Here is a 26,017-nt window from a genome sequence, read left to right on the forward strand (position 1 = left end):
CTAGTCCCGTGCAGGGGCGGAGCCCGTTGCCGGCAGGACTGTCCGCAGCGAAGGAGGACCTGATGACTGACATTGGAACCGATCCCAGGGAGCCCGTGCGTCGCCGCACGGGCTCCCCCTTTTAAGCATCCCTTCGTGGCCAGCCGTTGTGGCGGCTCCGATACGACGTGCCAGCGAAGACCGCGGCGCGGCACGGGTCAATGTCCCCCGGTAAGCTCAAGGTCATGCAGGAGACAAAGCCGCCGGAGCGCAAACGGGTCCGATTGGTCATCCCGAGCCGCAGCGACCCTTTTCTCCGAAACTTCACGGAACTGGTAGGCGGTCCCTTGGGCCACCGCTCGGCGCCCGGGATCGTTTCGCCGGGATTCTTTACGGTGGATCGTGTTCTGGTCATCCTCACTGTCCTCGCCGCCCTGGCCGGGATTCTGCTCAAGAACTTCTGCCGCACCAACGGCTGGGAAACACCCGGGCAGTTCTACGCCACGTGCTACTCGGACTTTCCGGAGCTGTTCCGCAACCGCGGCCTCGGCGATGGCGCCTTCCCCTTCATTACCCCGGGAAGCCTCTTCGAGTACCCCGTGCTGATGGGGTTGATCGCGGGTGCCACCGCACTTCTGGTGCCCGGCGCCGGCACCGACGATCCCCGCGTCCTTGGCTACTTCGACGTCAACGCCACCTTGATCGCCGCCGTCTGGATCATCACCGTGCTGGCCACGGCGCGGACGAACCGCCGGCGGTCCTGGGACGCGGCGATGGTTGCCCTCGCCCCCGGCATTGTCCTGGCGGGCGTCATTAACTGGGACATGTGGGCCGTGTGCATGCTGGCTCTTGGCATGTACTTCTTTGCGCGGAACAAGCTCGTCCTCGCCGGGATCTTCATCGGCCTGGGCACGGCCACCAAGCTCTACCCGCTGTTGATCCTCGGCGCCGTCCTGCTGCTGGCGCTCCGGAGCGGGCGCATCCGGGCGCTGCTGATCACGGCCGGTGCCGCAACCGCGGCCTGGCTGGCGGTCAACGTCCCGGCAGCCGCGGCAAATCCGGACGGCTGGAAGTACTTCTACCAGTTCACGCAGGAGCGGCCGGCGGGCTACAGCTCGCCCTGGTTCGCCTACAACCTGGTGGCCGCCCGGCTGGGCTGGAATCCGCTTGAGGCCGCGGCCATCAACTCCCTGGCACTGGACCTGTTTCTCCTGGCCTGCATCCTGATTGCGGTCCTGGCACTGACGGCACCCCGCCGGCCGAGGATCGCGCAGCTGGCGTTCCTGATCGTGGCCGCGTTCATCCTGACCAACAAGGTGTACTCCCCCCAGTTCGTGTTGTGGCTGATCCCCCTGATCGCCCTTGCCCGGCCCCGCTGGCGTGACTTCGTCATCTGGCAAGCCATCGAAGCGCTGCACTGGGGCGCCATCTGGATGTACCTCGGGCAGGCAACCAGCGGCGGCTCGACCCAGCACAACATCGACATGCCCTACTACGTCCTGGCCGTGGTTGCCCACATGCTCGCCACCGCGTACCTGATGGCCCGTGTCGCCTGGGACATCTGGGATCCGTCCAGCGACGTGATCCGCCGCCACCGCATCGATGATCCGCATGGCGGCCCCTTCGACGGTGCACCGGACTGGCTGCGGATTGATCTGCGCCGGCCCGCGGCGTCCCTGGTGCCGTGGCGGAAGCGTGCCGTGGCGGAAAGCCACAGCGCATGACTGACGTCGCCGTCGTCGGTTCCGGCCCCAACGGGCTGGCCGCGGCGGTGACCATGGCGCGGGCCGGACTCAAAGTCCACGTGTTCGAGGCGGCCGCCACACCCGGCGGCGGACTGCGCACCGCCGAACTGATGGAACCGGGCCACTTCCACGACGTCTGTTCGGCCGTGCACCCCATGGTTCTGGCCTCACCCTTTTTCCGCCGGTTCGAGCTGTCCAGGCGCGTGCCCCTGGAGGTGCCCGAGCTCTCGTACGGATCCCCGCTCGACGGCGGCCGCGCGGCGCTGGCCTACCGTTCCCTGGACCGCACCGTTGCGGAACTCGGGAGGGACGGCGCCGCCTACCGCCAGCTCATGGAGCCCCTCGTGCGGCGGATGGAGGGCGTCGCGGACCTCACCCTGAACCAGCTGCTGCGGATTCCGGCAGATCCCCTGGCCGCCGCCGCGTTCGGCCTCCGGGCGCTCGAACAAGGCTCGCCGCTGTGGAATGCGAGGTTCAGCCAGGACCTGGCTCCCGCACTGCTGAGCGGCGTCGCCGCTCATGCCGTGGCGCCGCTGCCCTCGATCACCGCCGCCGGCGCCGGGCTGATGCTGGGCGCCCTGGGCCATGCCGGCGGCTGGCCGGTTCCGCGCGGCGGATCGGCCGCGATTGCCCGGGCGCTGACCGCTGACATCGAGGCCCATGGCGGGGTGGTCGAGACCGGCAGGCGGATCACATCGCTCGCGGAGCTGCCGCCGGCCCGGGCCACGCTGCTGGATGTGGCACCCCCCGCGCTGCTGCACCTGGCGGAGGGCCGGCTCCCGTCGCGCTATAGGAGCGCCCTGGCGTCCTTCCGCTTCGGGAACGCTTCCTGCAAGGTCGATTTCATCCTCTCCGGACCGGTGCCGTGGGCGGCGGACGGCCTCGCCGATGCCGGGACGGTGCACGTGGGCGGCACCCGGGCGGAAACCGCCGAAGCGGAACGCCTGGTCGCCTCGGGACGGCATCCGGACCGGCCCTACGTGCTGGTATCCCAGCCCTCGCGTTTTGATGCCGGCCGCGCGCCGGCCGGCCGGCACATCCTGTGGACCTATTGCCACGTTCCGGCCGGTTCCACCGTGGACATGAGCGATGCGGTCATGGCGCAACTGGAGCGCTTCGCGCCCGGGTTCCGGGATGTGGTGGTGCAGTTCAAGGTGACCACGGCCGCAGGGCTGGCGGCGTACGACGAGAACTTCGTCGGTGGGGACTTCGGCGCAGGCCGCATGGACCTTTGGGGCATGTTGCGGCGGCCGGTGCTGAGCCCGGTGCCCTGGCGGACGCCGCTGCCAGGGGTGTACTTGTGCTCGTCGTCGACCCCGCCCGGTCCCGGCGTCACCGGGATGCCCGGCTTCCACGCCGCCCGGCATGCCCTCAAGGACATGTTCGGTCTCGGCGTCCCGGACCTCGGATACCGGGTCCCCTAGCCGCTAGCCCCGACGCGGCGCCGCAACGGCCGCCGTCGCCGCCCTGGCGGACAGCCGTCCGTCGCGCATGCTCGCGACGGCGTCGGTGAGCGGCACGAAATCGGTGTCGTGGGTGACCATGACCGTTGCCACGCTGAACTCGTCGGTGACCTGCCGCAGCAGCCGGACGATTGCTTCGCTGCGCTGGTGGTCAAGGGCTGCCGTTGGCTCGTCCACCAGCAGCACGGCAGGGTTGCCCATGAGTGCCCGGGCAATGTTGACGCGCTGGCGCTGGCCGCCGGAGAGCTGGTGCGGCCGCTTCGCCAGGGCATGCCCGAGGCCGACAAGGTCCAGCAGAGCCGCGGCGCGTTCCCCGGCCGCCCGCGCCGTCCCGCCGCGCAGGCGCTGGGTGATCACGAGCTGCTCGACCGCGGTGAGGGAGGGCAGGAGGTTGGGCTGCTGGAAGATGATGCCGATCTTGTCCCGCCGCAGTGCGGTGCGGCCGGAGTCGGGCAATCCGCCGGCGTCCTCGCCGTCGACCACCACCAGGCCGGCGGTGGGCCGGACCAGGGTGGCGGCGACGGCCAGCAGGGACGACTTGCCGGACCCCGAGGGGCCGATCAGGGACACGAATTCGCCTGCGTTCACCTTGAGGCTCACGGAGTCCAGGGCCTTGAGGGTGCCGTCTCCGTCCGGGTACTCCAGGGTGACGTTGACGAGGTTCAGGGCGGTGTTGTTCAGGGTTGAATTCACGAGATATGCCTTTCTAGGAATATATGGGGCGGGCCGGGGCTGCTCAGTTGCCGCCGAGGGCGATGAGCGGATCGACGCGGGCCACGCTGCGGACCGCGAGGGCTGCCCCGGCCAGGCCCAGGAGCACGATTCCGGCGATGGGCAGCAGCGTTGTCCAGGGCGTGAGGAGGAACGGTGCCGCCTGCGCCGCGAGGACTCCGCCGGCAACACCGGCCAGCCCGCCGGCCACCGCGCCGGCCAGCAGGACCAGGGCCGCCTGCGCCATGGCGTCCCGGAGGATGTAGCGGGCGGACCCGCCCAGTGCCTTCAGAACGGCGATGTCCCGGGTGCGCTGGACCGTCCAGACCGTCAGGAAGGCCACAATCACGAGGGCTGAGATGCCGTAGAGAAAGGCCTGCATGAGCAGCAGCGAGCCGTTCTCGCTCTTGTACGAGCCGAGGGCCTGGAAGGACCCGTCGATCGTGGTGCTGACGGTTCCCGCGGCGGTGTTGGCGGCAGCGAGATCCACCCCTGTTCCGGCGGTGGAGTCGAATGTCACGGCCAGCACCGTCGCGGCGTCCGCGTCTTGGATATGGGCCAGCTTCTGCCAGTCGGCCAGCGTGGTCCACACGACGCCAGTGTGGGAATACCACTGCTCCGGCACGACGGCCGTCACCACGAGGTCGGCGCCGCCCACCGAGGCGTGGCTGCCGATGCTGAGCTCCAGGTCCTCCGCCAGTCCAGCTCCGACGGCGATGGTTCCCTCTGCCAGCGGGGCGGGAGCCAGGCCTGCGCCGGGCTCGGTGCCGAAGACCGCAACGCTTGCCGTGCGTGCCGGCACGCCTCCGGCGCCGAGTGCCTGGAAGCGGCTCTGGCTGATCCCAACGGCGTCGGCGCGGGCGACGCCGTCGCGCGCCGACCACAGGCCCTGTTGGGCGCGCGTGACCTCGGATTCGGTAAACGAGGCCTTGGGTTCGCTCCCGGCCGGGGCGCCGAAGACCAGCTGGTCGGCCGGGAGGGCGGCGAGGGCCGACGTCGACTGGTTTCCGAGGCCGGCCGTCAGTCCGGAAAGCATGACGAGCAGGAGGGTAATGAGGGCGACGACCGCACCCATCAGGGCGAACCGTCCCTTGGCAAAGCGGATATCGCGGATGGCGAGATACATGGTGTCCTTCGTGGTGTCGTTTGAGGCGCTTGTGGCGTTTCTTCCAGCCTTCCCTCCGCCGGACTCCGGGGCATCGGCCGCCCGGTTGGACCGCCGGCACCGGTCGGACGGCCCTGCGATCAACCAAAAGGTTGATTCCGCCGGGGGCGGGCCGTTTTCCGCAGGAGCCCCGCCGCACCGGCACTACGCTGGAAGCATGGAGGGCGACGCCGGCAACACGGTCCACAACGGCACAGGACCCAAGGGCGCTGGGCATGCCGGGGCTGGGCACGCCGACGCTGGGCATGCCGGCGCACCGGCGCCGGGCACGGAGCCCACCGGGGCGGCCGTCATTCTGCGCGTCCTTCGCGTGAGCCTGCACGTCGGCTTTGCGGTGCTGCTCCTGGTGGCGCTGCTCCGGCTCCTGGCCGGCGGCATCACGGGCCAGGAGTGGATCACCTTGTTGCTGGCCGTGCTGCTCGCCGCCTTTTACCTCGTGGGCACCGTGCTGGAGAAACGGCACGCCGCCCGCCGGACCCGGTTCGATCCGCGGCCCTACTCGGCCTGGTGGCTGGGCGGCGTCTGCCTCCTCTGGCTGCTGCTGGTCTGGGCCAGTGCCGACTTCGTCTGGCTGGCCTTCCCGCTGTTCTTCCTGCAGTTGCACGTTCTCCGGCGCCGGCTGGCGCTGCCGGCGATCGCACTGAGCACAGTGTTTGTCATTGCGGCGCTCTGGTTCCACAACGGCGGTACCGCGTCTCCCGATCTGGCCAGTGCGGATCCGGCCAGCGTGGGGCTGCAGCTGCCCATGGTGCTCGGGCCCTTTTTCGGCGCTGCCTTCGCTGTGGTCACCGGGCTGGCCTACCGGGCACTGTTCCTGGAGGCGGAAAACCAGCGGCTGGCGGCCGAAGAGCTTCGCCGCACCCGCGCCGAACTCGCCCGGACCCAGCACAATGCGGGCACCCTGGCCGAGCGGACCCGGCTGGCCCGGGAAATCCATGACACCCTCGCCCAGGGCTTGTCCAGCATTGTGCTGATGGGGCGCGCGGCCGAAAAGGCCCTGGACGACGGCGAACCCGCCGTGGCACGGGACAGGCTCCGCATTGTCCGGGACACGGCCGCCGCCAACCTGGCAGAGGCCCGCAACTTCGTCCGGGCCCTGCAGTCCCCCGATCTTGAGGACGGCTCCCTTGTGGCCGGACTTCTCCGGCTGTGCGAAACGACCGAAGCGGAGACCGCGGCGCGGGGTGCCGGGCTGCGTTGCCGCCTCGACGTCGAAGGCGTGCCGGTGGAACTCCCCGGCTCCCACCAGACGGTCCTGCTCCGGGCCGCGCAGGCGAGCCTGGCCAACGTGCGGGCGCATGCGCAGGCGGGCACCGCCGTCGTCACCCTTTCCTTCCTGGGCCCGGAGGTGGCCATGGACATCTACGACGACGGCGCCGGATTCGACCCCTCGGCCTTGCCGGCCCGTCCGGACGGGTCCGGCTATGGGCTGACGTCGCTGCGGGACCGCGTGGCCGCCCTCCACGGGCAGCTGGACATCGAGTCTGCCCCGGGTGAGGGAACCGTGGTGGCCATCCGGCTGCCACTGGGCCAAGCGCCCGGTTCCAACGCCGCGCCGGCGCCGGCCCGCGGGGACCGGAAATGAACAACATCCGGGTGTTCCTGGTGGACGACCACCCGGTGGTCCGGGCCGGTCTGCGGGCAATGCTGGGTGATCTGGAGGGCATCACAGTGGTGGCCGAGGCCGCCGACGGCGCCGCCGCGCTGGCCGGACTGGCCAGGCTCCACACCCTGGGCGAGCCCGCGGACGTGGTGCTCATGGACCTGCAGATGGGCGCCGGCATGGACGGCGTCACCGCCACCGGCCGGATCAAGGCAGGAGAGGCCGGCGAGCCGGCGCCGCCGGTGCTCATCCTGACCACCTATGACTCCGACGCCGACATCCTGGCCGCCGTCGAGGCCGGCGCCAGCGGCTACATGCTCAAGGATGCCCCGCCCGAGCAGATCCGCCAGGCGGTGCTCTCTGCCGCGGCGGGCGGCACCGCGCTGGCCCCCGAGGTCGCGGCCCGGCTGATGGGCCGGATCAGGAATCCGGAGCCCGCCCTGTCCGCCCGCGAGGTCCAGCTGCTCGGATTGCTGGCCACCGGGATGGGAAACCGGGCGATCGCGAAGCAGCTGTTCATTTCCGAGGCCACGGTCAAGACGCACCTGGTGCACATCTACGGCAAACTCGGCGTGGACAACCGCACCGCCGCGATCGCCGTGGCAGCGCAGCGCAGGATCATCCGGCGGCCCTAGGCGTCCCCGGCGGGCAGGTGACGGTGTTATGTGACAACAGAATTGTTGGTGGCCCGGGGCATAATGGGCGCCATGGGGAACTCATCAAAACTTGCACTGGCCCTTGTGGGCCTTGTTCTTGGCGGCTCGCTGGTCGCCTGCGGCGACGGCCGTGAGGGCGCCGAAAGCGCTGCCAAACAGCTCGCCTCCGCGGTGTCCGCGCTCGACGTCGGATCCGTCGCCTTTGAGGGCAAGGACTCAGGTGCCGCCAACGACCAGCTCAAGGAAATATTCAAGGGGCTTGACCCGGCCCGGCCTGCAGTGGACAGCGGCCAACTGACGCTGGAGTCCGATAAGGCCACGGTCCCGCTCAACTACCGCTGGAAGATCGGCTCCGAAGAGTGGAAGTACACCACCTTCGCCGAATTCAAGAAGTCCGGCGACAAATGGCTGACGGTCTGGAACCCGGCCACCCTGGTCCCCGAACTGGCCGAAGGCGAGCTCGTCGGCTCGGCAACCCATTCGCCGTCGCGCGCCGACATCCTGGGCGCCGGCGGGGTCCCGCTGGTCACGTACCGGCCCGTGGTCAATGTTGGCATCGACAAGCCGGCGCTCGGCGGTGCAGACGCCGCCGATTCCGCCACCAAGCTTGCCCAACTGGTGGGGGTCGACCCTGCGGCGTACGGCCAGCAGGTCGCGGCGGCCGGCCCCGAGGCGTTCGTTGCCGCCATCACTTTGCGTGAAGAAGGACGGACCATCACCGACGCTCAGATCGGTGAGATTCCCGGCGCCCGTGCCATCCGCGACTCCCTTCCGCTGGCACCAAACCGCACCTTCGCCCGCGCCCTGCTGGGCACGGCAGCGGAGGCGAATGCAGAACAGATCGAAAAATCGAACGGCGCACTCAAAGCAGGGGACACCACGGGCACCGGTGGCCTGCAACAGCAATACGACGCGCAGCTTCGCGGCAGCGACGGCATTCAGGTCTTCGCCGAGAAGGCAGGCCTCACCGCCGCAGAGAAGCAGGCTCTGCCCAACGCGGGACGCCGCGTACTTTTTCAGACTGAGATAAAGGAAGGCACCCCGCTGAAAACCACCCTGGACCCGAAGCTGCAGCAGCTTGCGGAAGACGTCCTCGGCAAGGTGGGCCCGGCGTCGGCGATTGTGGCGCTCCGGCCCTCCAGCGGCGCCGTCCTGGCGGCCGCCTCCGGGCCGGGCAGCAACGGCTACGACACCGCGATGCTGGGACAGTATGCCCCTGGATCGATCTTCAAGATGGTCGATTCCCTGGCCATGTTCCGCAACGGCATGACGCCCGACTCCAAGGTGGACTGCCCGCCCACCCTCACGGTGGACGGCCGCACCTTCAAGAACGCCGAGGGATACCCTGAGTCCTCCCTGGGGTCCGTGACGCTGCGCGACGCCTTTGCGCACTCCTGCAACACCGCGTTCATCAACGCCCGCGACACCGTCACCCAGGCACAGCTCGAATCCGCCGCGACCTCCCTGGGCGTGGCAGTTGAAGCACCTGCGCTCGGCGCGGCCGCATTCCTCGGCTCCGTCCCCGGGGATGCCGAAGGAACCGAACATGCCGCCTCCATGATCGGCCAGGGCAAAGTGCTCCTGTCCCCCCTGGCCGCCGCCGTCATGGCCGGCTCGGTTGCCAAGGGAGCCCCGGTGGCCGCCCAGCTGGTATTGAATCCGAACGAGGGCGACAGTCCCCCAGATGCCCAGGGCGCCGCGCCCACAGGAACGGCTACAGCCGGCACGTCGCCGGCTGCCCCGGCCTCCGGTGACGCGACGCCGTCGGCCCCCGCACCGGCCACGGCCGTCGAAAAGCCGGTAACTGCAGCGGAAGCCGCGGCACTGGCTGATATGATGCGGGCCGTCGTCACCAGCGGTCATGCCGGGTTCCTGGCCTCCGTCCCGGGCGAGCCCGTCGGGGCCAAGACCGGAACGGCCGAGTTCGGCAACGACACCCCGCCCAAGACGCACGCCTGGATCGTGGCCGTGCACGGTGACCTCGCCGTCGCCGTGTTCGTCGAGGACGGCGGACTCGGGGCCACCACCTCCGGGCCGCTGCTCAAGGAGTTCCTGACCCGGGCCGGCTGAGCGGACGCTTTCCCGGCCGTGGGAAGATTGAACGCGTGGCTCATATTGACGTATCCGGCATCGACTACTTCCTCTCCGACGGCACCCAGCTGCTGAACGGGGTGACCTTCAAGGTCCCGGACGGCACCAAGACAGCGCTGATCGGGCCCAACGGGACCGGCAAGACCACCCTGTTCCGGATCATTTCCGGCGATCTCGTCCCGGACGAAGGCGTGATCGGCCGGTCCGGCAACATGGGCATCATGCGCCAGTTCGTGGGCCAGGTCCGGGACGAGTCCACGGTCCGCGACCTGCTCGTCTCCGCCGCCCCGCCTGCCCTGGCCGCCGCAGCGCGGGCCGTGGACGAGGCAGAGCTCGCCATGCTGGAGCACGACGACGAGCCCACCCAAATGGCCTATGCCCAGGCGATCGTGGACTGGGGGGATGCCGGCGGCTACGACGTCGAAACCGTCTGGGACGAGGTCTGCATGGCCGCCCTCGGACTGCCCTTCGACCGGGCACAGCACCGCCCGGCGTCGAGCCTGTCCGGCGGCGAGCAGAAGCGGCTGGTCCTCGAGGCCCTCTTCGCCGGCCCCGACGAACTGCTGCTCCTCGACGAGCCGGACAACTACCTCGATGTTCCGGGCAAGCGCTGGCTCGAGGCCAAACTGAATGATTCGAAGAAGACCGTGTTCTTCATCAGCCACGACCGTGAACTGCTCAACAACGCCGCCGGCCGCATCGTCACCCTGGAACCGGGCATCAACGGCGCCGGCGCCTGGATCCACGGCGGCGGCTTCGGGTCCTACGTGGACGCCCGGGCCGACCGGAACGCGCGCTTCGAGGAACTGCGCAAGCGCTGGGACGAGGAGCACGTCAAGCTCAAGGAACTCGTCAACATGTACAAGAACAAGGCCGCGTTCCGCTCCGACATGGCCAACCGCTATCACGCGGCGCAGACCCGGCTCGCGAAGTTCCTCGAAGCCGGCCCGCCCGAGGCCCTTCCCATCGAACAGAACGTGCAGATGCGGCTCAAGGGCGGGCGCACCGCCAAGCGCGCCGTCGTGGCCGAGAAGCTGGAACTGACCGGCCTGATGAAGCCGTTCTCCACCGAAATCTGGTTCGGCGACCGGGTGGGCGTCCTGGGTTCCAACGGTTCGGGCAAGAGCCACTTCCTGCGCCTGCTCGCCACCGGCGGCACGGATCCCGAGCGGGAGCACCTGCCGGTGTCCGACGTCGAGATCGCCGAGGTGCCGCACGAGGGCACCGTGAAACTCGGCGCCCGGATCCGGCCCGGATTCTTCGCCCAGACCCACGTCCGGCCCGACCTGCTGGGTAAGACCCTGCTCGAAATCCTGCACCGGGGCGACGAGCACCGCTCGGGCATGGGCCGCGAAGCCGCCGCCGGGGCCCTCGACGGCTACGGGCTGGCGGCGCAGTCCGAGCAGAAGTACGAATCCCTCTCCGGCGGCCAGCAGGCGAGGTTCCAGATCCTGCTGCTGCAACTCTCCGGGGCCACGCTGCTGCTGCTCGACGAGCCCACGGACAACCTGGACCTGCACTCGGCCGAGGCCCTGGAACGGGCGATCGACCACTTCGAGGGCACCGTCCTGGCCGTCACCCACGACCGCTGGTTCGCCCGGACCTTCGACCGCTTCCTGGTTTTCGGCTCCGACGGCAGGGTCTACGAGTCCGCCGAACCGGTCTGGGACGAAAAGCGCGTCGAGCGCGCCCGCTAGAGCCATCGCGGGGTCCACTAAGCAACGCGGGGTCAGATGCAGCCCATGCCGGGGCCGGTTATGGGCGCTAAGTGACCCCGCGTTGCTATTTGAAACGCGCAACAAATGATTAAATGATCACCAGCCGCTAGCATTTGAGCATGAACACTGATGAGCGGCACCGCCTGATCGGCGGACTGCTGCGCGACCGGGAGCACGTGAAGGTGGACGATCTGACGGCCGCCTGCGGCGCCTCCGGCGCCACCATCCGCCGTGACCTCGACATCCTGGCCCTGCACGGCGTGTTGCGGAGGGTCCACGGCGGAGCCAAGAGCCTGGTTTTCGGCGGCGAAAACCCGCACTACGGGCAACGCGAACTCGAGGACCACACCGCCAAGATGCGGATCGCCGCCGGGGTGGCGGCCATGCTCGCGGACCGTGGACACGTCTGGCTGGACAGCGGCACCACCGCCACGGAGATCGCCCGCCAGTTGCGCCAGCGTGAGATGACGATCATGCCGATGTCGCTGCGGGCCGTCACCGCGCTGTCCGCGGACGACGGTCCGGCCGGGCGCCGCCCCGAACTCCTGATGCCCGGCGGCAGCCTCGTCCCCGGCGAACTTTCCTTCCGGGGGCCGATGACGGAATCCAACATCCGCTCGCTGCGCTTCGACACCGCCGTCGTCACGCCCTGCGCCCTGAACCTCAAGGACGGGCTGTTGGCCCACGACCTCGACGACGCCGCAGTCAAACGCGCCGGCCTCGAATCCGCCGCCCGGGTGATCGTCGCCTGTGCCGCCGCCAAATGGAACGCCACCGCCGTCGCCCTCGTCGCATCCCTGGACGCCGTGGATGCCATCGTGACCGACCGGCAGCTCAGCCCTGAAGAACTTGACCAACTCGCCCAGCACTCGGTGGAAGCAGTGATCGTATGACCAGTACCGCAACCGTCCCGCAACTCAAGGCTGCCACCGGGGCGACTTTCCTTGTCTTCGGGATCAACGGATTAGTTTTCGCCAGCTGGGCAGCCCGCATCCCGGCCGTGACGGAGATCCTGCAGATCACCGCGGGCCAGATGGGAACCCTGCTGCTGTGCGTCGCGGTCGGTTCGCTGATCGCCCTGCCGACGGCCGGGTTCGTCGTCGGCCGGATCGGCACCGCCAACACCGTCCGCAGCGCCGGACTCGTGGCCGCGGCGGCCGGTGTCGGCGTCGCGCTCTCCCTGATGGCGGCCTCCATCCCTGGGACTGCCATTGCCCTGTTCTTCTTCGGGATAGGCGTCGGGTTATGGGATGTTTCGCAGAACATTGAAGGTGCCGACGTCGAACACCGGCTCGGGCGCACCATCATGCCGCAGTTCCACGCGGCCTTCAGCGGCGGCGCGTTCGTCGGTGCCCTGATCGGGGCCGGATTATCCACCCTGGGGGTCGGGCTCCCGGAGCACCTGCTGGTCATAGCCGCCGTCGTCGCCGTCCTGACCACGGTGGCCCCCCGGTATTTCCTGCCCCATCTGCCTGCCGAGGCACCCGCCGCGGGGGACGCGGACCGGGGCAACGCGGGTTCGGCCTGGCGGGACGGGCGCACGCTGCTGATCGGTGTCGTCGTCCTCGGCGCCACCCTGACCGAAGGCGCCGGCAACGACTGGATTGCCAAGGCCGCGGTTGACGGCCTGGGCGCCGAACAGTCCACGGGGGCGCTGCTGTTCGCCGCGTTCGTGCTGGCCATGACTGCCATGCGCTTCTTTGGTGGCCGTGCGATCGACGTCTACGGCCGCGTTGCCGTGCTGCGGGCCAGCATGGCGGCGGCGACCGCGGGCCTCTGCCTCTTCGTGTTCGCCGGCACCATCTGGCTGGCCGCCGCCGGCGCCGTGCTCTGGGGCGTGGGGGCGGCCCTCGCGTTCCCGATCGGAATGTCCGCCGCCGCGGACGACCCCAAGAAGGCGGCCGCCCGGGTGTCCGTGGTGTCCACGCTGGGCTACATTGCCTTCCTCGCCGGGCCGCCCCTGCTCGGCTACCTGGGCGACGTCACCGGTGTCAGGACCGCCCTGCTGGCGATCGGGATTCCGATTGTGGTGGCGCTGGTCCTCGCCGGAGCCGCGAAGCCGCTGCCCGCGAGGTAGCAGTATGGTGGTCCAATGCGAACCATGCTGAGGAAGGCCCCCGGCCGCCTGTCGAAATTCGACCGCAAACTGGTGGGCGCCGTCTCCAATCTGCCGGGAGGAGGCCATGACGACTTCTTCCGCCGTCTGTCCGCCGCCGCCAACAAGGGCAAACTTTGGTTCGGCGTTGCCGGAGCCATGGCCCTGGTGCCCGGCAAGACGCGCCGGGCAGCGGTGCACGGACTCATCGCGCAAGGCGCCGCCTCGGCGGTCACCAACGTCGTGTTCAAGACCCTCCTGCCCCGGGCCCGCCCCCTGCCCGAACACCTTCCGGTCTTCCGCTTCGTGAACCCGCAGCCGACGAGTTCGTCGATGCCGTCGGGACACTCCGCCTCCGCGGTGGCTTTCGCACTCGGGGTGGGCATGGTCCGCCCGGCCCTCGGTGCGGCGCTTGCCCCCGTCGCGGCCGGAGTGGCCTACTCCCGGGTCCACACCGGGGCCCACTGGCCCTCGGATGTGCTGTTCGGGTCCGCGATCGGCGCCGGCGCGGCCATGGTGACGCGGAAGTGGTGGCCCGTCCGTCCGCCGTTCCCGGAAACCCGCCGCGGCGCCGCCCCGGCCGCGGAATTACCGGACGGCCAGGGGCTCGGCATCGCGGTCAACACCCTCGGCGGGTCCTATGCTGACGAGACTGCCGACGCCCTGCAAAAAGTATTCCCTAAGGCGTATATAAAGGAAATCGGGCCCGGTGAGTCCGTCGACGCTGGCATCGCCCAGGTCGCGACCCGACCGGGCATTGCGGCCCTGGGCGTTTGGGGCGGCGACGGAACCGTGGGCGCCGCGGCGGCCGCCGCCGTCGAACGTTCCCTTCCGCTGCTGGTGCTCCCCGGCGGAACGCTGAACCATTTCGCCCGCGACGCCGGAACCCCCACCCTGGCGGACGCCGTGCAGGCGGCGTCGCGCGGCGAGGCCGCCGTGGCCGACGTCGGCCACGTGAGTGTCGAGCGCGGGCTCCCCGACAGCCCGGAGCAGCTCGAGCTGATCATGCTCAACACGGCCAGCATCGGCCTCTACCCGAACCTGGTCCGCCGGCGGGAGCAGCTCCAGCCGGCACTGGGCAAACCCCTGGCCGGAGTGGTGGCCATGTTCCGGACCTTCGCGGCCGGCACCCCCACCACGCTGATCGTCAACGGGGTCCGGCACCGGCTTTGGATCCTGTACATCGGCCGCGGCCGCTATTACCCCCGCGACCACGCGCCGCTGGTGCGCCCGGTACTCGCCGACGGTGTCCTGGACCTGCGGATGATCACTGCCGATGAGCCGTTCGCCCGGTTGCGCCTGCTCTGGGCCGTGCTCACGGGCACCGTGGCCACGTCCGGGATCACCCATCTGAGCGAAACGGACCGGATCACGGTGGAACCCGGGAACGGGCCCATGGTCCTCGCCGTCGACGGAGAGGTCATGCCCGGGGTGCGGCGGGTGGAATTCACGGTCCGCCCCGGCGCGCTGACCTACTACTCGCCCCTCGGCTGAACCCCGTCGCCCGACCCCGTCGTCCAACCCCTGTCATCCTCCCGGACTACCCTGATTAGCCCCTGAATCATCCCTGAGACCGGCGAAATACGCAGCTTGCCTCGGTAGCGTGGTGTGCAGACGGGCCCGTGACTGCGGTGCCCCGGATCATCTCCCGCTACGCAAAGGAACGCTTCCATGATCGAAGCACGAGGCCTGACCAAGGTTTACGGCGACAAGACCGCCGTCGCCGGCGTCAACTTCACCGTCGAAGCCGGCCGGGTCACCGGCTTCCTGGGTCCGAACGGGGCCGGAAAATCCACCACCATGCGCATGATCATGGGGCTGGACCGGCCGACGTCGGGCTCGGTGACCGTCAACGGGTCCCCGCTGACCGGGCACGCCGCCCCGCTGCGCGACGTCGGCGCGCTGCTCGATGCCAAGGCAGTCCACACGAGCCGCTCCGCCTACAACCACCTGCTGGCCATGGCGGCGACCCACAGCATCCCGAAGAAACGGGTCCACGAAGTTATTGAGATGACGGGACTGGCCGATGTGGCCAGGAAGAAGGTCGGCGGCTTCTCGCTCGGCATGGGCCAGCGGCTGGGCATCGCCGCCGCCCTCCTGGGCGACCCGCAGACCGTCATCCTGGACGAGCCCGTCAACGGCCTGGACCCGGAGGGGGTGGTGTGGGTCCGCAACCTGGTGAAGTACCTGGCCTCCGAGGGCCGCACGGTCTTCCTTTCCAGCCACCTCATGAGCGAGATGGCCGTCACGGCGGACCACCTGATCGTGATTGGCCGCGGGAGGATCATTGCGGACGCCCCGATCCAGGAGATCATCACCGGCAAGGGCCAGGGCCGGACGCGGGTCCGCACCGACCAGCCGGACCGGCTCATGCAGCTGCTGGCCGGGACCGGGGTCTCGGTGGAGGTCCAGGAGCGCGAACTCCTCGAAGTCACAGGCCTGGACCCGCGCCAGATCGCCACTGCGGCGCTGGAGAACCACGTCATGATCTACGAACTCACCCCGCTGCAGGCCAGCCTCGAGGAGGCCTACATGGAACTGACCAAGGATGAGGTCGAATACCACTCGCTGATCACCACGGGCGCCGTTCCCGTCGAAGCCGGAGGCAACTAAGCCATGAGCTCCACAACCGTTGAATCCACGCCCTCGCGCCGCGGCGCCGACGCACAGCGGTCCGGAAACGGCAGCAGTTCCGGCCCCGGCCCCAGCTTCCTGCGGGTCCTCAACTCCGAATTCATCAAGTTCCGCACCCTGCTCTCCACGCTGATCCTGCTCGGCTCAACAGTGGTGGTCATGGTGGGGTTCGGGGCGCTTTCGGCCTGGGGGACGGGCCAGTTCTCCGAGGCCGCGGCCCGGGACCCGGAGGTCGGGGCCAGACTCGCGGCCCAGGGCGGCGACATCGCCGTCAGTGTGCCCACCTCCGGCATCGCGTTCGCCCAGCTGATCCTGGGCTCCCTCGGCGTGCTGCTGATGAGCTCCGAGTTCACCACGGGCATGGCCCGGTCCACGTTCGCGGCGGTGCCCAAACGCATCCCCGCGTTCGCGGCCAAGCTCGTGGTGGTGGTGGTGACTTCCTTCGTCGTCACCGCCGCATCCACCCTGGCCGCCGGATTTGTATCCGTGCCGATCCTGGACAACTACGGCCTGGGCCTGGACCTGGGCAGCCCGCAGTCGGTCAAGCTGCTCCTTGTCAACAGCATTTACGTGGCGGCGGTCGCGGCCATCGGCATGGCGCTGGGCACGCTGATCCGCAACTCGGCGGGCGGCATCATGAGCCTGGTGGGACTGTTCTTCGTGGCACCCATCGCGTTCCAGCTCATTCCGGGCGACTTCTTCGTGGAGGCCCGCAAATACCTGCCCGGCAACACCGTGGATCCGCTGACTGCGGTGGAGCACATCCCGGACACCCTCGAAGCCTGGCAGGCGGCCCTGGTGCTGGGCGCCTGGGTTGTCATCCCGGTGCTCCTGGCCGCCGTCCTGCTCAAGAGGCGGGACGTCTAGGCCGGCGCCACGGGCAGCGTCCAAGCCCTTCAGCGTTTAGGCTCAGAGCATGATCGATGCGGTACCTGTCAGGGACGCGCCGGCCGGACCGGCCGACGCGTCCCTTGCTGAACTCACGGCCCGCCGCCGCGGCCGGCTCCGGCGCTACCTGCTGGCCAATCCGCGGGTCATGGACGTCCTGGTGGTGTTCTGCTACCTGGTCCTGGTCACGCCCACGGCGGTCGAATCGGTCATCCACGGCGACTGGCCGGTGGCCGTGCTGCTCGCCGCGGCCGCGCCCGTCCTGCTCTTCCGGCGGGCGTATCCGGTGCGGGTGGCGGCTGTTGTGGGGGCCCTGGAACTGGCGGTCACCTTCCTGCATCCCTGGGGGTCCAATGTCTCCGCCGGGCTCTGGTTTTCGCTATACGCCGTCGCCGTCGTCCGCACCCGGCGGTTCGCCCTCGCCGCACTGGCCCTGACCACCGCCCCGCTGCTGCTCCTGTACTTCCTGCTGGCCGTCGGCCCGCTGGACGGCCGGCTCCCGGACATGGCGGTCCGCACACCGGAGAATTTCCAGCTGCTGACGGGCATCGCGGCGGGCATCGGCATCGCGCTCTCGAATGTGATCGCCACGGGGATCGGGATCTCGGTGCGGCAGCGGCGCGAGCACGAACACGAGATCGCGGCCTGGGCCGCCCGGGCCCAGCAGCTGGGCTCGGTCACGGAACGGAACCGGATCGCGCGCGAAATGCACGACGTCGTGGCGCACTCGCTGACGGTCATGATCAGCCTGTCGGACGGCGCTGCGGTGGTGGTCAAGAAGGATCCGGAGCGCGCCGCCGGCGTCCTGGCCGAGCTCTCCCGGACCGGGCGCACCGCGCTGGCCGACATGCGGCGCGTCCTTGGCGTGCTGCGCGAGGACACCGCCACCGGACATGCCCCGCGCGAGCCGCTGGTGGCCGGGGGCAGCCTGGCCAAACTGCTCGAGGGCTTCCGCACCGCGGGACTGCCCCTGCACTACACGCACACCGGCCCGTCCCTGCCCGACGATGCGGCGTTCCAGCTGACCGTCTACAGAATTGTGCAGGAGTCGCTGACCAACGTGCTGCGCTACGGCCGCGCCCTCAGCCGGGTGGAGGTCAGCATTGTCCGGAACGGCTCCCGCGTCACCATTGAAGTGCTCGACGACGGCAGGGGCACCGTTGACCCGGGCGCTCCCGGGACCGGCGCGCAGGCGAAGCCTGACGCACTGGATTCCTTCGGCACCGGGCATGGAATCGCCGGGATGCGGGAGCGGGCCAGGATCTACGCGGGCACCGTGTACGCCGGGCGCGCCGGTGACCGCGGCTGGCGCGTGCACGCGGAACTGAACTGCAACGGCGAGAATGCCACGGAATCAAGGGGGAACAATGTCCGACAACACGCCGGTACGCGTCCTGCTGGTGGATGACCAGCCGTTGCTTAGGATGGGCTTCCGCCTCATCCTGGAGGGTGAAGACGATTTGCGCATCGTGGGCGAGGCATCCAACGGCGCCGAAGCGGTCCGCCACGTCCGGGAGCTCGCGCCCGACGTCGTCCTGATGGACGTGCGGATGCCGGTGCTGGACGGGATCGAGGCCACCCGGGCGATCGCCGCCTCGGGCTCCGACGCCAAAATCCTCATCCTGACCACCTTTGACCTCGATGAATACGCCTTTGCAGCACTGCGGGCAGGGGCCTCTGCGTTCCTGCTCAAGGACGTGGCGCCGGCAGAACTGGTCAGCGCGGTGCGGGTGGTGGCCAGCGGCGACGCCGTGGTGGCACCCCGTGTTACGCAGCGGCTGCTGGAGACCTATGTCCGCGGTGCAGGCGGCCTGGATCCTGCAGGGACAGGCGGCGCCGGCGGTCAGCAGGCCGGCAGCCCCGCACGCCCGGCGCGGGATCCGTTGCTGGAAGACCTGACGCCCCGCGAAAACGAGATGCTCGGGGCGATGGCGGAGGGACTCTCCAATGCCGAAATCGCGCACCGATACTTCCTGTCCGAGGCCACCGTCAAGACGCATGTGCGCCGGATCCTGACCAAGCTCCACCTCCGCGACCGCGTCCAGGCCGTGGTGTACGCATATGAGACCGGCCTCGTGGTGCCAAGCAACGCGGACTACTGACCGCCGCCGCCCTGCCGCCGCAAGGCAGGTTACCGGCAGGTAGTACCTGAAGCAGTGGTTTCAGGCACATTGCCGAATTGCCCGTGAGGCAACTTTGGTTGACCCTATGGCCCTCGCGTTGGGTGATGGCCCGGTCTGACCCGCCGTCATTTGTGGGACTGCACAAGACGGACGGTCCGCCGCGCGGTCTAGTGTGAAACGACATTGTGGTCCGCCGCACAGCATGGATTCGATTCCGTGCCGGCATCGAGCGGGCCTGAACCCCCCACGAAGGACGGCGCTTCCATGCCCGCTGACCAGCAGCTTTCAAAATCCCTGAAACCCAGGCATCTGTCCATGATTGCCATCGCCGGAGTGATCGGCGCCGGACTGTTTGTCGGTTCGGGTGCGGCGATCCAGCAGGCCGGCCCCGGCATCCTGGTTGCGTACGCCGCGGCGGGACTCGTCGTCATCCTCGTCATGCGGATGCTGGGCGAGATGGCCGCGGCCAACCCGGAAACCGGCTCATTTTCCACCTACGCGGACAAGGCCCTGGGCCGCTGGGCCGGGTTCAGCATCGGCTGGCTCTACGCATGGTTCTGGATCATTGTCCTCGGCATCGAGGCAACGGCTGGGGCAGCGATCATGCACCGCTGGGTCCCCGGCATTGACCAGTGGGTGTGGGCGCTTGCCCTGATGGTGCTGCTGACGCTGACCAACCTCGGGTCCGTTAAGTCGTTCGGCGAGTTCGAGTTCTGGTTCGCTTCCATCAAGGTCGCGGCAATCGTGCTCTTCCTGCTCTTCGGCGTCGCCGCGATCCTGGGCCTCATCCCCGGCGTTCCGGCGCCCGGCCTGGACAACCTGATCGGCAACGGCGGGTTCATGCCCAACGGCCCCGGCGCCGTCCTGGCCGGCATCCTCGTGGTGGTGTTCTCGTTCTTCGGCGCGGAAATTGCCACCATTGCCGCCGGCGAATCCGAGAACCCGGTCGATGCCGTCAAGAAGGCCGTGAAGTCCACTGTCTGGCGCATCCTCGTGTTCTACATCGGCTCCATCGCCATTGTGGTCACCCTGCTGCCCTGGAACTCCGCTTCCGTCGCCAAGAGCCCCTACGTCGCGGTCATTGAGCTGTTCGGCATCCCCGGCGCCGGAACCATCATGGACATTGTGGTGCTGACCTCGGTGCTCTCCTGCCTGAACTCCGGGCTCTACACCGCCAGCCGCATGCTGTTCTCGCTGTCCCGCCGCGGCGACGCCCCCAAGTCGTGGATGCGGATTTCCAAGCGCGGCGTGCCCGCCGCCGCGGTACTGGCCTCCACCGTGGTCGGCTTCGTCACCGTCGGACTGAACTACGTCGCCCCGGACACGGTCTTCCTGTTCCTGGTCAACACCTCCGGCGCCATCGCGCTGTTCGTGTGGCTCGTCATCGCGACCTCCCAGCTGATCCTGCGCCGCCGCATGGGCGCCGCCGCCAAGGACCTCCAGCTGAAAATGTGGCTCTTCCCGTACCTGACCTGGGTGTCGATCGTGAGCATCGTGGCCCTGCTGATCGGCATGGTGATCCTAGAAACCACGCGGGAATCGCTGCTGCTCTCGCTGGCTCTCGCCGCCGCCGTCGTGGGGATCGGGGTCATCCGCTACCGCAGGAACGGTGCCAAGGCCGCTGTTCCCGCAACAGGGGCCGGCGAGGCTCCTGCCGGGGACGCCACCCCGGTTGACGCCGAGCCTGGCGCTGAAGACGCCACAGTGGGCGCCCGCCCGGTGTCGTAGCCCCGGAAGGCCCCCGCGGCCGTCCCGCTCCACCGGACATGCCCTCCCCCTGCGCCCACCACTGGACATAGCGCCATCATGTCCACTGCCCGGCGCGAGGGGAGGGCATGTCCATGCGTGCCGGGGCACAGCCGCGTCCCCGGGCCGAGGGGAGGGCATGTCCATGCGTGCCGGGGCACAGCCGCGTCACAGGAAGGGACTAGCCAGCCCATAGCGCTGCCGGGTTCGATGGGGTCATGACAAAAATGCCGCAGCCCCCGCACGAGCCGCACCCCAACCACGACCGCGGCCTGGAATTCGATCTCTCCACCCTCGTCAGCCGCCGATCGCTGGGCATGTTCCTCGGCGCGGGAACGGCCGCAGCCCTTGCGGCCTGCAGCCCGGGCGGCACCAGCGGCACCAGCGGCAGTTCGACGTCGGCCGCGGGGACCTCGGCCGCAACAGCCCCGGCGCCCTCGGCCGCGTCGGCGTCCGCGTCGGCGTCGGCCACTCCGACGCTCACCCGGGCGATCGCCGAGTGCGGGGTCGAAATCCCGCAGGAAACCGCCGGCCCCTACCCCGGTGACGGTTCCAACGGACCCAACGTCCTCGAGGCATCCGGCGTGGTCCGTCAGGACATCACATCCAGCTTCGGGACCTCCACCAGCACAGCCGAGGGCGTACCGCTGACCGTCACGCTGACCCTTCTCGACAACGCCAACGGCTGCACCCCGCTGGCCGGTGCCGCGGTGTACGCCTGGCACTGTGACCGCGAGGGCAAATACTCCATGTACGATTCGGGGCTTCAGAACGAGAACTACCTCCGCGGCGTCCAGGAGGCCGACGCCAACGGCCAGGTCACGTTCAAGACCATCTACCCCGGCGCCTACAACGGCCGCTGGCCGCACATCCACTTCGAAGTGTTCGAGTCCATGAACAATGCGACGGCGGCCGGCCAGGTCCTGGCGGTGTCACAGATCGCGCTGACCGAGGCCGCGTGCAAGGAGGTCTACGCGTCGGCCGGGTACGAATCCAGCGCGCAGAACTTCCCCCACACCACGCTGAAGTCCGACAACGTGTTCGGCAACGACGGCGGCATCTACCAGCTGGCCACCATCACCGGCTCGGTGGCCGCGGGCTACGCCGCCGGTCTCAACGTCACCGTCTAGGCGCGGCGTCGCCCGGCGCCCCGGCCCCCGGGGCCCGAGCGTGCCGGGCTAGACTCGGAGCCATGCCCACACCGAGCACTGCCGCAGAGCACATCCAGGACCTCGGCGCGTACGTCAGCGCGTCGCCGTCGAGCTTCCACGCCGTCCACGAGGCCGCGCGCCGGCTGGACGCGGAGGGCTTCACCGGCCTGGACGAACTGCAGCCCTGGCCGGAGCCCGCGGCCGCCGCCGGCAAGTTCTACGTGATCCGCGACGGCGCCCTCATCGCCTGGGTGGTGCCGGCAGGCGCCGGACCGACCACGGGTTTCAACATCCTCGGCGCGCACACGGACTCGCCCTCCTTCAAACTCAAGCCGAAGCCCACCACCGGCAAGTTCGGCTGGCTGCAGGCCGGCGTCGAGGTCTACGGCGGACCCCTCCTGAACTCCTGGCTGGACCGCGAACTCCAGCTCGCCGGCCGGCTCGTCATGCGCGACGGCACGCAGCACCTCACGGCCACCGGCCCGCTGCTGCGCTTCCCGCAGCTCGCCATCCACCTGGACCGGGCCGTCAATGAGGGCCTGGCCCTGGACAAGCAGCAGCACATGAATCCGGTCTTTGGCCTGGGCGATCCCGCCGGCGAGGACCTGCTCGGACTCCTCGCGGACCGCGTTGCCAATGCCGAGGTGGATCCGGCGCAGATCGGCGGGTACGACGTCGTCATCGCAGACACCCAGGCGCCGGCGGTGTTCGGCGCCAGGGGCGAATTCTTCGCCTCCGGCCGGCTCGACAACCTCTCCGCGACGCACGCCGGGCTCACGGCGCTGATCGCGCACGCCGCCACACCCGTGCCGGACGGTGCGCCGATTGCCGTGCTGGCCGCCTTCGACCACGAGGAAATCGGCTCGGCGTCCCGGTCCGGGGCGTGCGGGCCCATCCTCGAAGACGTCCTCGTGCGGATCTCGGACGGACTCGGCGCCTCTGCAAGCCAGCGGCGGCAGGCCTTCGCGGCGTCGTTCTGCGTCTCCGCGGACGCCGGCCACGCCGTGCACCCGAACTATCCCGAGCGGCACGATCCCGCCAACCGGCCGGTCCTCAACGGTGGTCCGCTGCTGAAGATCAATGCCAACCAGCGCTATGCCACCGACGCCGCCGGCGCCGCCCTCTGGGCCCGGCTGTGCACCGACGCCGGTATTCCGTACCAGGAATTCGTCTCCAACAACGTGATGCCGTGCGGGTCGACGATCGGCCCGCTGACCGCCACCCGGCTGGGAATCCGGACGGTCGACGTCGGGGTCGCCCTGCTGTCGATGCATTCGGCGCGCGAGCTCTGCGGCGTCGAGGACCCGCACCGGCTGGCCGCGGTGACCCGGACGTTCTTCCGGACGGCGGCCTGACGCCTGGCGCCCTACGCGGCGACGCCGACTACGAGGTTGATGGTGGTTGCCAGAATGATGGTCCCAAAGAGGTAGGAGAGCAGGCTGTGCTTGAGGGCCTCGGCCCGGATGCCATGGTTCTGCAGCGCGGTGTCCGATACCTGGTACGTCATGCCCAGACTTGTGGCTAAGTAGGCGAAATCGGTGTACTGCGGCGGCCGGCTCTGGTTGAAGTCGATGCCGCCCACCCGGGAGCCAGCCCTCGTGCCCGTGCCGTAGTACAGCTCCGCGTACCGCAGTGTGAACAGCGTCTGGACCAGGGTCCAGGACAGCGCCACCGAGACTACCGCGAGCAGCCCGCCGGCAATCCTGGAGAGGGTGTCAGTGTTGTTGTGCGAATCCACGATGACCGCTCCCGCCGCCGCCAGGCTGGCGGCGTTGGCGGCCAGGATAAGCAGGTCTGTCGTGCTCCGGGCCGGGTCTTCCGTTGTGGCGTGCAACCGGGTGTCCGCGGGGTCGAGGCGGCCGATAACCAGCCAGACCCAGACGACGTAGGTCAAGGCGGCGGCGCACCAGCCAATCGTGGGAGCCTGCACCCAGTGCCCTGACATTCCGGCCGCCCCGGCGGCGAGTAGCCCCAACAGCACCATGGCGGCGAAGCGGAGACGGCTGCGGCGGAGCGGTGGCGGCACGGCTGACGAGGGGTTGGTGTGCATTTTCAGATCATGGCACAGCCGATGCGCCCCCCGACTGAACGCTGGCCGTGTGGCGGTTATCCACATGGCCGCCGACGCTCTTCCCGGCCACGCCGCGGGGCCGTACGGTGGAGGCACGGAATCGCGGATTCCGGCCCGCATGCACTAAGCTATTGAAGTCTGTGCTGCGCCCTGCCTCCGTTCCGGCGGCCGGGCATTGCACGACACCGCAAATGAACCTCCTGTTACGGAAATGCCGTAACCGCTTAGCCCAAAGGAGGTGGGTTCACATATGCGTCCTTACGAATTGATGGTAATCATCGACCCCGAGGTCGAAGAGCGTGCCGTTGAGCCGTCGCTTCAGAAGTTCCTGAACGTCATCACCAACGATGGTGGAACCATCGAAAAGGTTGACATCTGGGGCCGTCGTCGCCTGGCTTACGAAATCCAGAAGAAGTCCGAAGGTATCTACGCCGTGGTGAACTTCACCGCTGAGCCGGCTACCGCCAAGGAACTTGACCGCCAGCTGAGTCTCAACGAGACCATCATGCGCACCAAGATCACCCGCCCCGAAGAGCAGAAAGTTGTTGCTGAGTAATTCAGCGGCCAACCTTCAATCTTCATCCCCGCAGGAACGCACAAGGAGGCAGTAGATGGCAGGCGAAACCACTATCACGGTTATCGGTAACCTCACCAATGACCCCGAACTCAGGTTCACACCGTCCGGTTCGGCCGTAGCGAATTTCACCATCGCTTCTACTCCCCGCACCTTCGACCGGCAGTCCAATGAGTGGAAGGACGGGGAAACCCTGTTCCTCCGCGCTTCGGTCTGGCGCGAAGCAGCCGAAAACGTCGCCGAGTCCCTGACCAAGGGCATGCGCGTTATCGTCTCCGGCCGCTTGAAGAGCCGTTCCTACGAAACAAAAGAAGGCGAGAAGCGCACCGTTATCGAGCTTGAGGTCGATGAAATCGGCCCGAGCCTGCGCTACGCCAACGCCAAGGTCAACCGCACCCAGCGCTCCGGCGGTCAGGGTGGTCAGGGTGGCTTCGGCGGCGGCAACAGCGGCGGTGGATTCGGTGGCGGCCAGGGTGCAAACCAGGGCGGCAACACCGGTGGGACATGGGGCGGCAACCAGCCCGCCGCGCAGGAAGACCCGTGGGCCACGCCCGGGGTCAGCAATGCGGGCGGCGGCTGGGGCAACGGCCCGGATTCCGAACCTCCCTTCTAAACAACATCTAAGGTCCGGCAACGAAAACCGACTGGCCGCCGCAAGGCGGTCTGGTGCAGACTGCGCCGGATCACCACCATCCCGTGGATCAATATCCACGGGCTCCATCGAATAGGAGCTCCACGATGGCTAAGGCTGAACTCCGTAAGCCCAAACCAAAGTCCAACCCCTTGAAGGCCGCTGACATCACTGTCATCGACTACAAGGACGTAGCATTGCTGCGCAAGTTCATCTCCGACCGCGGAAAGATCCGCGCCCGTCGCGTCACTGGCGTCACGGTGCAGGAACAGCGCAAGATCGCCCAGGCAATCAAGAACGCCCGCGAAGTTGCTCTGCTGCCTTACTCCGGCGCTGGCCGCGGCTAAGGAAGGGATTAACTAAAATGGCAAAGCTCATTCTGACCCACGAAGTAACCGGTCTCGGTGCTGCTGGCGACGTTGTCGAGGTCAAGGACGGTTACGCACGTAACTACCTGCTGCCCCGCAACTTCGCCCTGACCTGGTCCAAGGGTGGCGAGAAGCAGGTTGAGTCCATCAAGGCTGCCCGCGTTGCCCGCGAGCACGCTTCCCTGGAAGACGCTCAGAAGCAGGCTGCTGCACTCTCCGCCAAGCCGGTCAAGCTGGTCGTCAAGGCTGGCGCAACCGGACGCCTGTTCGGCACTGTCAAGCAGGGCGACGTGGCCGACGCTGTTGAGGCCGCAGGCCTGGGCCGCATCGACAAGCGCAAGGTTGAACTGCCGGCACACATCAAGTCGACCGGTTCCTACCAGGCAAACGTCCGTCTGCACGACGACGTTTCCGCTGTGATCGAACTCGACGTAGTCGCAGGCAAGTAGCCCTCACCGGCTGCAGTCCTGAACTGCTGGAAGGCCCCCGCCTCCGGACCTCTCTGAGGACCGAAGGCGGGGGCCTTCTGCTTTAACCCCAACACGAGGTCACTTGCGGTCCATGTTGGACGGCGTCATGGGCCGTAGGTGACCCCGCGTTGCTTT

General features: G+C 68.7%; 23 protein-coding genes. 20 read left to right on the top strand and 3 right to left on the bottom strand.

From position 1 onward, the window contains the following. Positions 1-224: 224 nt before the first annotated feature. Together AC1DFR_RS18525 and AC1DFR_RS18530 are read left to right on the top strand one after the other, a co-directional pair. Positions 225-1,703, top strand: coding sequence for a glycosyltransferase family 87 protein (locus tag AC1DFR_RS18525; protein WP_476850699.1), 1,479 nt, complete (start codon positions 225-227; stop codon positions 1,701-1,703). After that, positions 1,700-3,148 (top strand): phytoene desaturase family protein, encoded by a 1,449-nt coding sequence (locus tag AC1DFR_RS18530; protein ID WP_476874144.1) that lies wholly within the window; start codon positions 1,700-1,702, stop codon positions 3,146-3,148. The genes AC1DFR_RS18525 and AC1DFR_RS18530 overlap by 4 nt, the downstream gene beginning before the upstream one ends. A 3-nt stretch (positions 3,149-3,151) precedes the next feature. Here AC1DFR_RS18530 and AC1DFR_RS18535 read toward each other — a convergent pair whose 3' ends face one another. Then, entirely contained in the window at positions 3,152-3,880 is a 729-nt protein-coding gene (locus tag AC1DFR_RS18535) for an ABC transporter ATP-binding protein (protein ID WP_476859639.1), read from the bottom strand. Between the two features lie 43 nt (positions 3,881-3,923). Then, positions 3,924-5,024: an FtsX-like permease family protein gene (locus tag AC1DFR_RS18540; protein ID WP_476874145.1), complete on the bottom strand. Its 1,101-nt coding sequence runs from the start codon at positions 5,022-5,024 to the stop codon at positions 3,924-3,926. A gap of 196 nt (positions 5,025-5,220) precedes the next feature. On the opposite strand from AC1DFR_RS18540, the gene AC1DFR_RS18545 reads away from it, so the two are divergent. The 14 genes from AC1DFR_RS18545 (at position 5,221) to AC1DFR_RS18610 (ending at position 23,123) form a co-directional block, all read left to right on the top strand. Next, a complete protein-coding gene (locus AC1DFR_RS18545; protein ID WP_476874146.1) occupies positions 5,221-6,648 on the top strand; it encodes a sensor histidine kinase in 1,428 nt (475 codons plus the stop codon). Continuing rightward, entirely contained in the window at positions 6,645-7,301 is a 657-nt protein-coding gene (locus AC1DFR_RS18550) for a response regulator (protein WP_230009120.1), read from the top strand. The genes AC1DFR_RS18545 and AC1DFR_RS18550 overlap by 4 nt, the downstream gene beginning before the upstream one ends. Before the next feature lie 72 nt (positions 7,302-7,373). After that, on the top strand, positions 7,374-9,392 hold the full coding sequence (locus AC1DFR_RS18555; protein ID WP_476874147.1) for a penicillin-binding transpeptidase domain-containing protein: 2,019 nt from the start codon (positions 7,374-7,376) through the stop codon (positions 9,390-9,392). A gap of 35 nt (positions 9,393-9,427) precedes the next feature. Continuing rightward, on the top strand, positions 9,428-11,110 hold the full coding sequence (locus AC1DFR_RS18560) for an ABC-F family ATP-binding cassette domain-containing protein (RefSeq protein WP_476850693.1): 1,683 nt from the start codon (positions 9,428-9,430) through the stop codon (positions 11,108-11,110). A gap of 140 nt (positions 11,111-11,250) precedes the next feature. Beyond that, a complete protein-coding gene (locus AC1DFR_RS18565) occupies positions 11,251-12,024 on the top strand; it encodes a DeoR/GlpR family DNA-binding transcription regulator (protein ID WP_476874148.1) in 774 nt (257 codons plus the stop codon). Next, positions 12,021-13,208: an MFS transporter gene (locus AC1DFR_RS18570; RefSeq protein ID WP_476856772.1), complete on the top strand. Its 1,188-nt coding sequence runs from the start codon at positions 12,021-12,023 to the stop codon at positions 13,206-13,208. Before AC1DFR_RS18565 ends, AC1DFR_RS18570 begins: the two co-directional genes overlap by 4 nt. A gap of 15 nt (positions 13,209-13,223) precedes the next feature. Then, the gene (locus AC1DFR_RS18575; protein ID WP_476874149.1) at positions 13,224-14,720 is read left to right on the top strand and encodes a phosphatase PAP2 family protein; all 1,497 of its coding nucleotides are present in this window, start codon (positions 13,224-13,226) and stop codon (positions 14,718-14,720) included. A 177-nt stretch (positions 14,721-14,897) separates the two neighbouring features. Beyond that, the gene (locus tag AC1DFR_RS18580; RefSeq protein WP_476874150.1) at positions 14,898-15,839 is read left to right on the top strand and encodes an ABC transporter ATP-binding protein; all 942 of its coding nucleotides are present in this window, start codon (positions 14,898-14,900) and stop codon (positions 15,837-15,839) included. Between the two features lie 3 nt (positions 15,840-15,842). Next, a complete protein-coding gene (locus tag AC1DFR_RS18585) occupies positions 15,843-16,727 on the top strand; it encodes an ABC transporter permease (RefSeq protein ID WP_476850688.1) in 885 nt (294 codons plus the stop codon). Positions 16,728-16,776: 49 nt separating this feature from the next. Next, entirely contained in the window at positions 16,777-18,156 is a 1,380-nt protein-coding gene (locus AC1DFR_RS18590; protein ID WP_476874151.1) for a sensor histidine kinase, read from the top strand. Next, the gene (locus AC1DFR_RS18595; protein ID WP_476874152.1) at positions 18,116-18,850 is read left to right on the top strand and encodes a response regulator; all 735 of its coding nucleotides are present in this window, start codon (positions 18,116-18,118) and stop codon (positions 18,848-18,850) included. Before AC1DFR_RS18590 ends, AC1DFR_RS18595 begins: the two co-directional genes overlap by 41 nt. A gap of 285 nt (positions 18,851-19,135) precedes the next feature. Continuing rightward, complete coding sequence (locus AC1DFR_RS18600; protein WP_223914895.1) at positions 19,136-20,599, top strand: amino acid permease; 1,464 nt, start codon at positions 19,136-19,138, stop codon at positions 20,597-20,599. Positions 20,600-20,844: 245 nt separating this feature from the next. After that, entirely contained in the window at positions 20,845-21,747 is a 903-nt protein-coding gene (locus AC1DFR_RS18605) for an intradiol ring-cleavage dioxygenase (protein WP_476874164.1), read from the top strand. Between the two features lie 62 nt (positions 21,748-21,809). Further along, positions 21,810-23,123 carry a M18 family aminopeptidase gene (locus AC1DFR_RS18610; RefSeq protein WP_476874153.1) on the top strand — a complete coding sequence of 438 codons (1,314 nt, stop codon included), beginning with the start codon at positions 21,810-21,812 and terminating at the stop codon, positions 23,121-23,123. Between the two features lie 11 nt (positions 23,124-23,134). Here the strand turns inward: AC1DFR_RS18610 and AC1DFR_RS18615 are convergent, their stop codons facing one another. Next, positions 23,135-23,818: a DUF1345 domain-containing protein gene (locus AC1DFR_RS18615; protein ID WP_476870321.1), complete on the bottom strand. Its 684-nt coding sequence runs from the start codon at positions 23,816-23,818 to the stop codon at positions 23,135-23,137. A gap of 271 nt (positions 23,819-24,089) precedes the next feature. Here AC1DFR_RS18615 and rpsF point away from each other — a divergent pair, with 271 nt between their 5' ends. The 4 genes from rpsF to rplI all read left to right on the top strand — a co-directional run bounded on the left by rpsF (position 24,090) and on the right by rplI (position 25,861). Continuing rightward, positions 24,090-24,395, top strand: coding sequence for a 30S ribosomal protein S6 (gene rpsF / locus AC1DFR_RS18620; protein ID WP_026266755.1), 306 nt, complete (start codon positions 24,090-24,092; stop codon positions 24,393-24,395). Between the two features lie 55 nt (positions 24,396-24,450). Continuing rightward, positions 24,451-25,026, top strand: a complete 576-nt coding sequence (locus AC1DFR_RS18625) for a single-stranded DNA-binding protein (RefSeq protein ID WP_018775330.1) — start codon at positions 24,451-24,453, stop codon at positions 25,024-25,026. A 125-nt stretch (positions 25,027-25,151) separates the two neighbouring features. Continuing rightward, positions 25,152-25,391, top strand: a complete 240-nt coding sequence (gene rpsR, locus AC1DFR_RS18630; RefSeq protein ID WP_003800144.1) for a 30S ribosomal protein S18 — start codon at positions 25,152-25,154, stop codon at positions 25,389-25,391. A gap of 17 nt (positions 25,392-25,408) precedes the next feature. Further along, entirely contained in the window at positions 25,409-25,861 is a 453-nt protein-coding gene (rplI, locus tag AC1DFR_RS18635) for a 50S ribosomal protein L9 (protein ID WP_018775331.1), read from the top strand. Positions 25,862-26,017: the final 156 nt, after the last annotated feature.

The organism is Arthrobacter sp. 05T410 (genome assembly GCF_056396505.1).

What these genes read in the sequence shown, in the direction of transcription:
- AC1DFR_RS18625 (WP_018775330.1), top strand. Translation starts at nt 24,451, where the DNA reads ATGGCAGGCGAAACCACTATCACGGTTATCGGTAACCTCACCAATGAC.
- AC1DFR_RS18575 (WP_476874149.1), top strand. Translation starts at nt 13,224, where the DNA reads ATGCGAACCATGCTGAGGAAGGCCCCCGGCCGCCTGTCGAAATTCGAC.
- AC1DFR_RS18555 (WP_476874147.1), top strand. Translation starts at nt 7,374, where the DNA reads ATGGGGAACTCATCAAAACTTGCACTGGCCCTTGTGGGCCTTGTTCTT.
- AC1DFR_RS18590 (WP_476874151.1), top strand. Translation starts at nt 16,777, where the DNA reads ATGATCGATGCGGTACCTGTCAGGGACGCGCCGGCCGGACCGGCCGAC.
- AC1DFR_RS18540 (WP_476874145.1), bottom strand. Translation starts at nt 5,024, where the DNA reads ATGTATCTCGCCATCCGCGATATCCGCTTTGCCAAGGGACGGTTCGCC.
- AC1DFR_RS18605 (WP_476874164.1), top strand. Translation starts at nt 20,845, where the DNA reads ATGCCGCAGCCCCCGCACGAGCCGCACCCCAACCACGACCGCGGCCTG.
- rpsF (WP_026266755.1), top strand. Translation starts at nt 24,090, where the DNA reads ATGCGTCCTTACGAATTGATGGTAATCATCGACCCCGAGGTCGAAGAG.
- AC1DFR_RS18545 (WP_476874146.1), top strand. Translation starts at nt 5,221, where the DNA reads ATGGAGGGCGACGCCGGCAACACGGTCCACAACGGCACAGGACCCAAG.
- AC1DFR_RS18530 (WP_476874144.1), top strand. Translation starts at nt 1,700, where the DNA reads ATGACTGACGTCGCCGTCGTCGGTTCCGGCCCCAACGGGCTGGCCGCG.
- AC1DFR_RS18610 (WP_476874153.1), top strand. Translation starts at nt 21,810, where the DNA reads ATGCCCACACCGAGCACTGCCGCAGAGCACATCCAGGACCTCGGCGCG.
- AC1DFR_RS18570 (WP_476856772.1), top strand. Translation starts at nt 12,021, where the DNA reads ATGACCAGTACCGCAACCGTCCCGCAACTCAAGGCTGCCACCGGGGCG.
- AC1DFR_RS18615 (WP_476870321.1), bottom strand. Translation starts at nt 23,818, where the DNA reads ATGCACACCAACCCCTCGTCAGCCGTGCCGCCACCGCTCCGCCGCAGC.
- AC1DFR_RS18580 (WP_476874150.1), top strand. Translation starts at nt 14,898, where the DNA reads ATGATCGAAGCACGAGGCCTGACCAAGGTTTACGGCGACAAGACCGCC.
- AC1DFR_RS18600 (WP_223914895.1), top strand. Translation starts at nt 19,136, where the DNA reads ATGCCCGCTGACCAGCAGCTTTCAAAATCCCTGAAACCCAGGCATCTG.
- rpsR (WP_003800144.1), top strand. Translation starts at nt 25,152, where the DNA reads ATGGCTAAGGCTGAACTCCGTAAGCCCAAACCAAAGTCCAACCCCTTG.
- AC1DFR_RS18525 (WP_476850699.1), top strand. Translation starts at nt 225, where the DNA reads ATGCAGGAGACAAAGCCGCCGGAGCGCAAACGGGTCCGATTGGTCATC.
- rplI (WP_018775331.1), top strand. Translation starts at nt 25,409, where the DNA reads ATGGCAAAGCTCATTCTGACCCACGAAGTAACCGGTCTCGGTGCTGCT.
- AC1DFR_RS18550 (WP_230009120.1), top strand. Translation starts at nt 6,645, where the DNA reads ATGAACAACATCCGGGTGTTCCTGGTGGACGACCACCCGGTGGTCCGG.
- AC1DFR_RS18585 (WP_476850688.1), top strand. Translation starts at nt 15,843, where the DNA reads ATGAGCTCCACAACCGTTGAATCCACGCCCTCGCGCCGCGGCGCCGAC.
- AC1DFR_RS18565 (WP_476874148.1), top strand. Translation starts at nt 11,251, where the DNA reads ATGAACACTGATGAGCGGCACCGCCTGATCGGCGGACTGCTGCGCGAC.
- AC1DFR_RS18595 (WP_476874152.1), top strand. Translation starts at nt 18,116, where the DNA reads ATGTCCGACAACACGCCGGTACGCGTCCTGCTGGTGGATGACCAGCCG.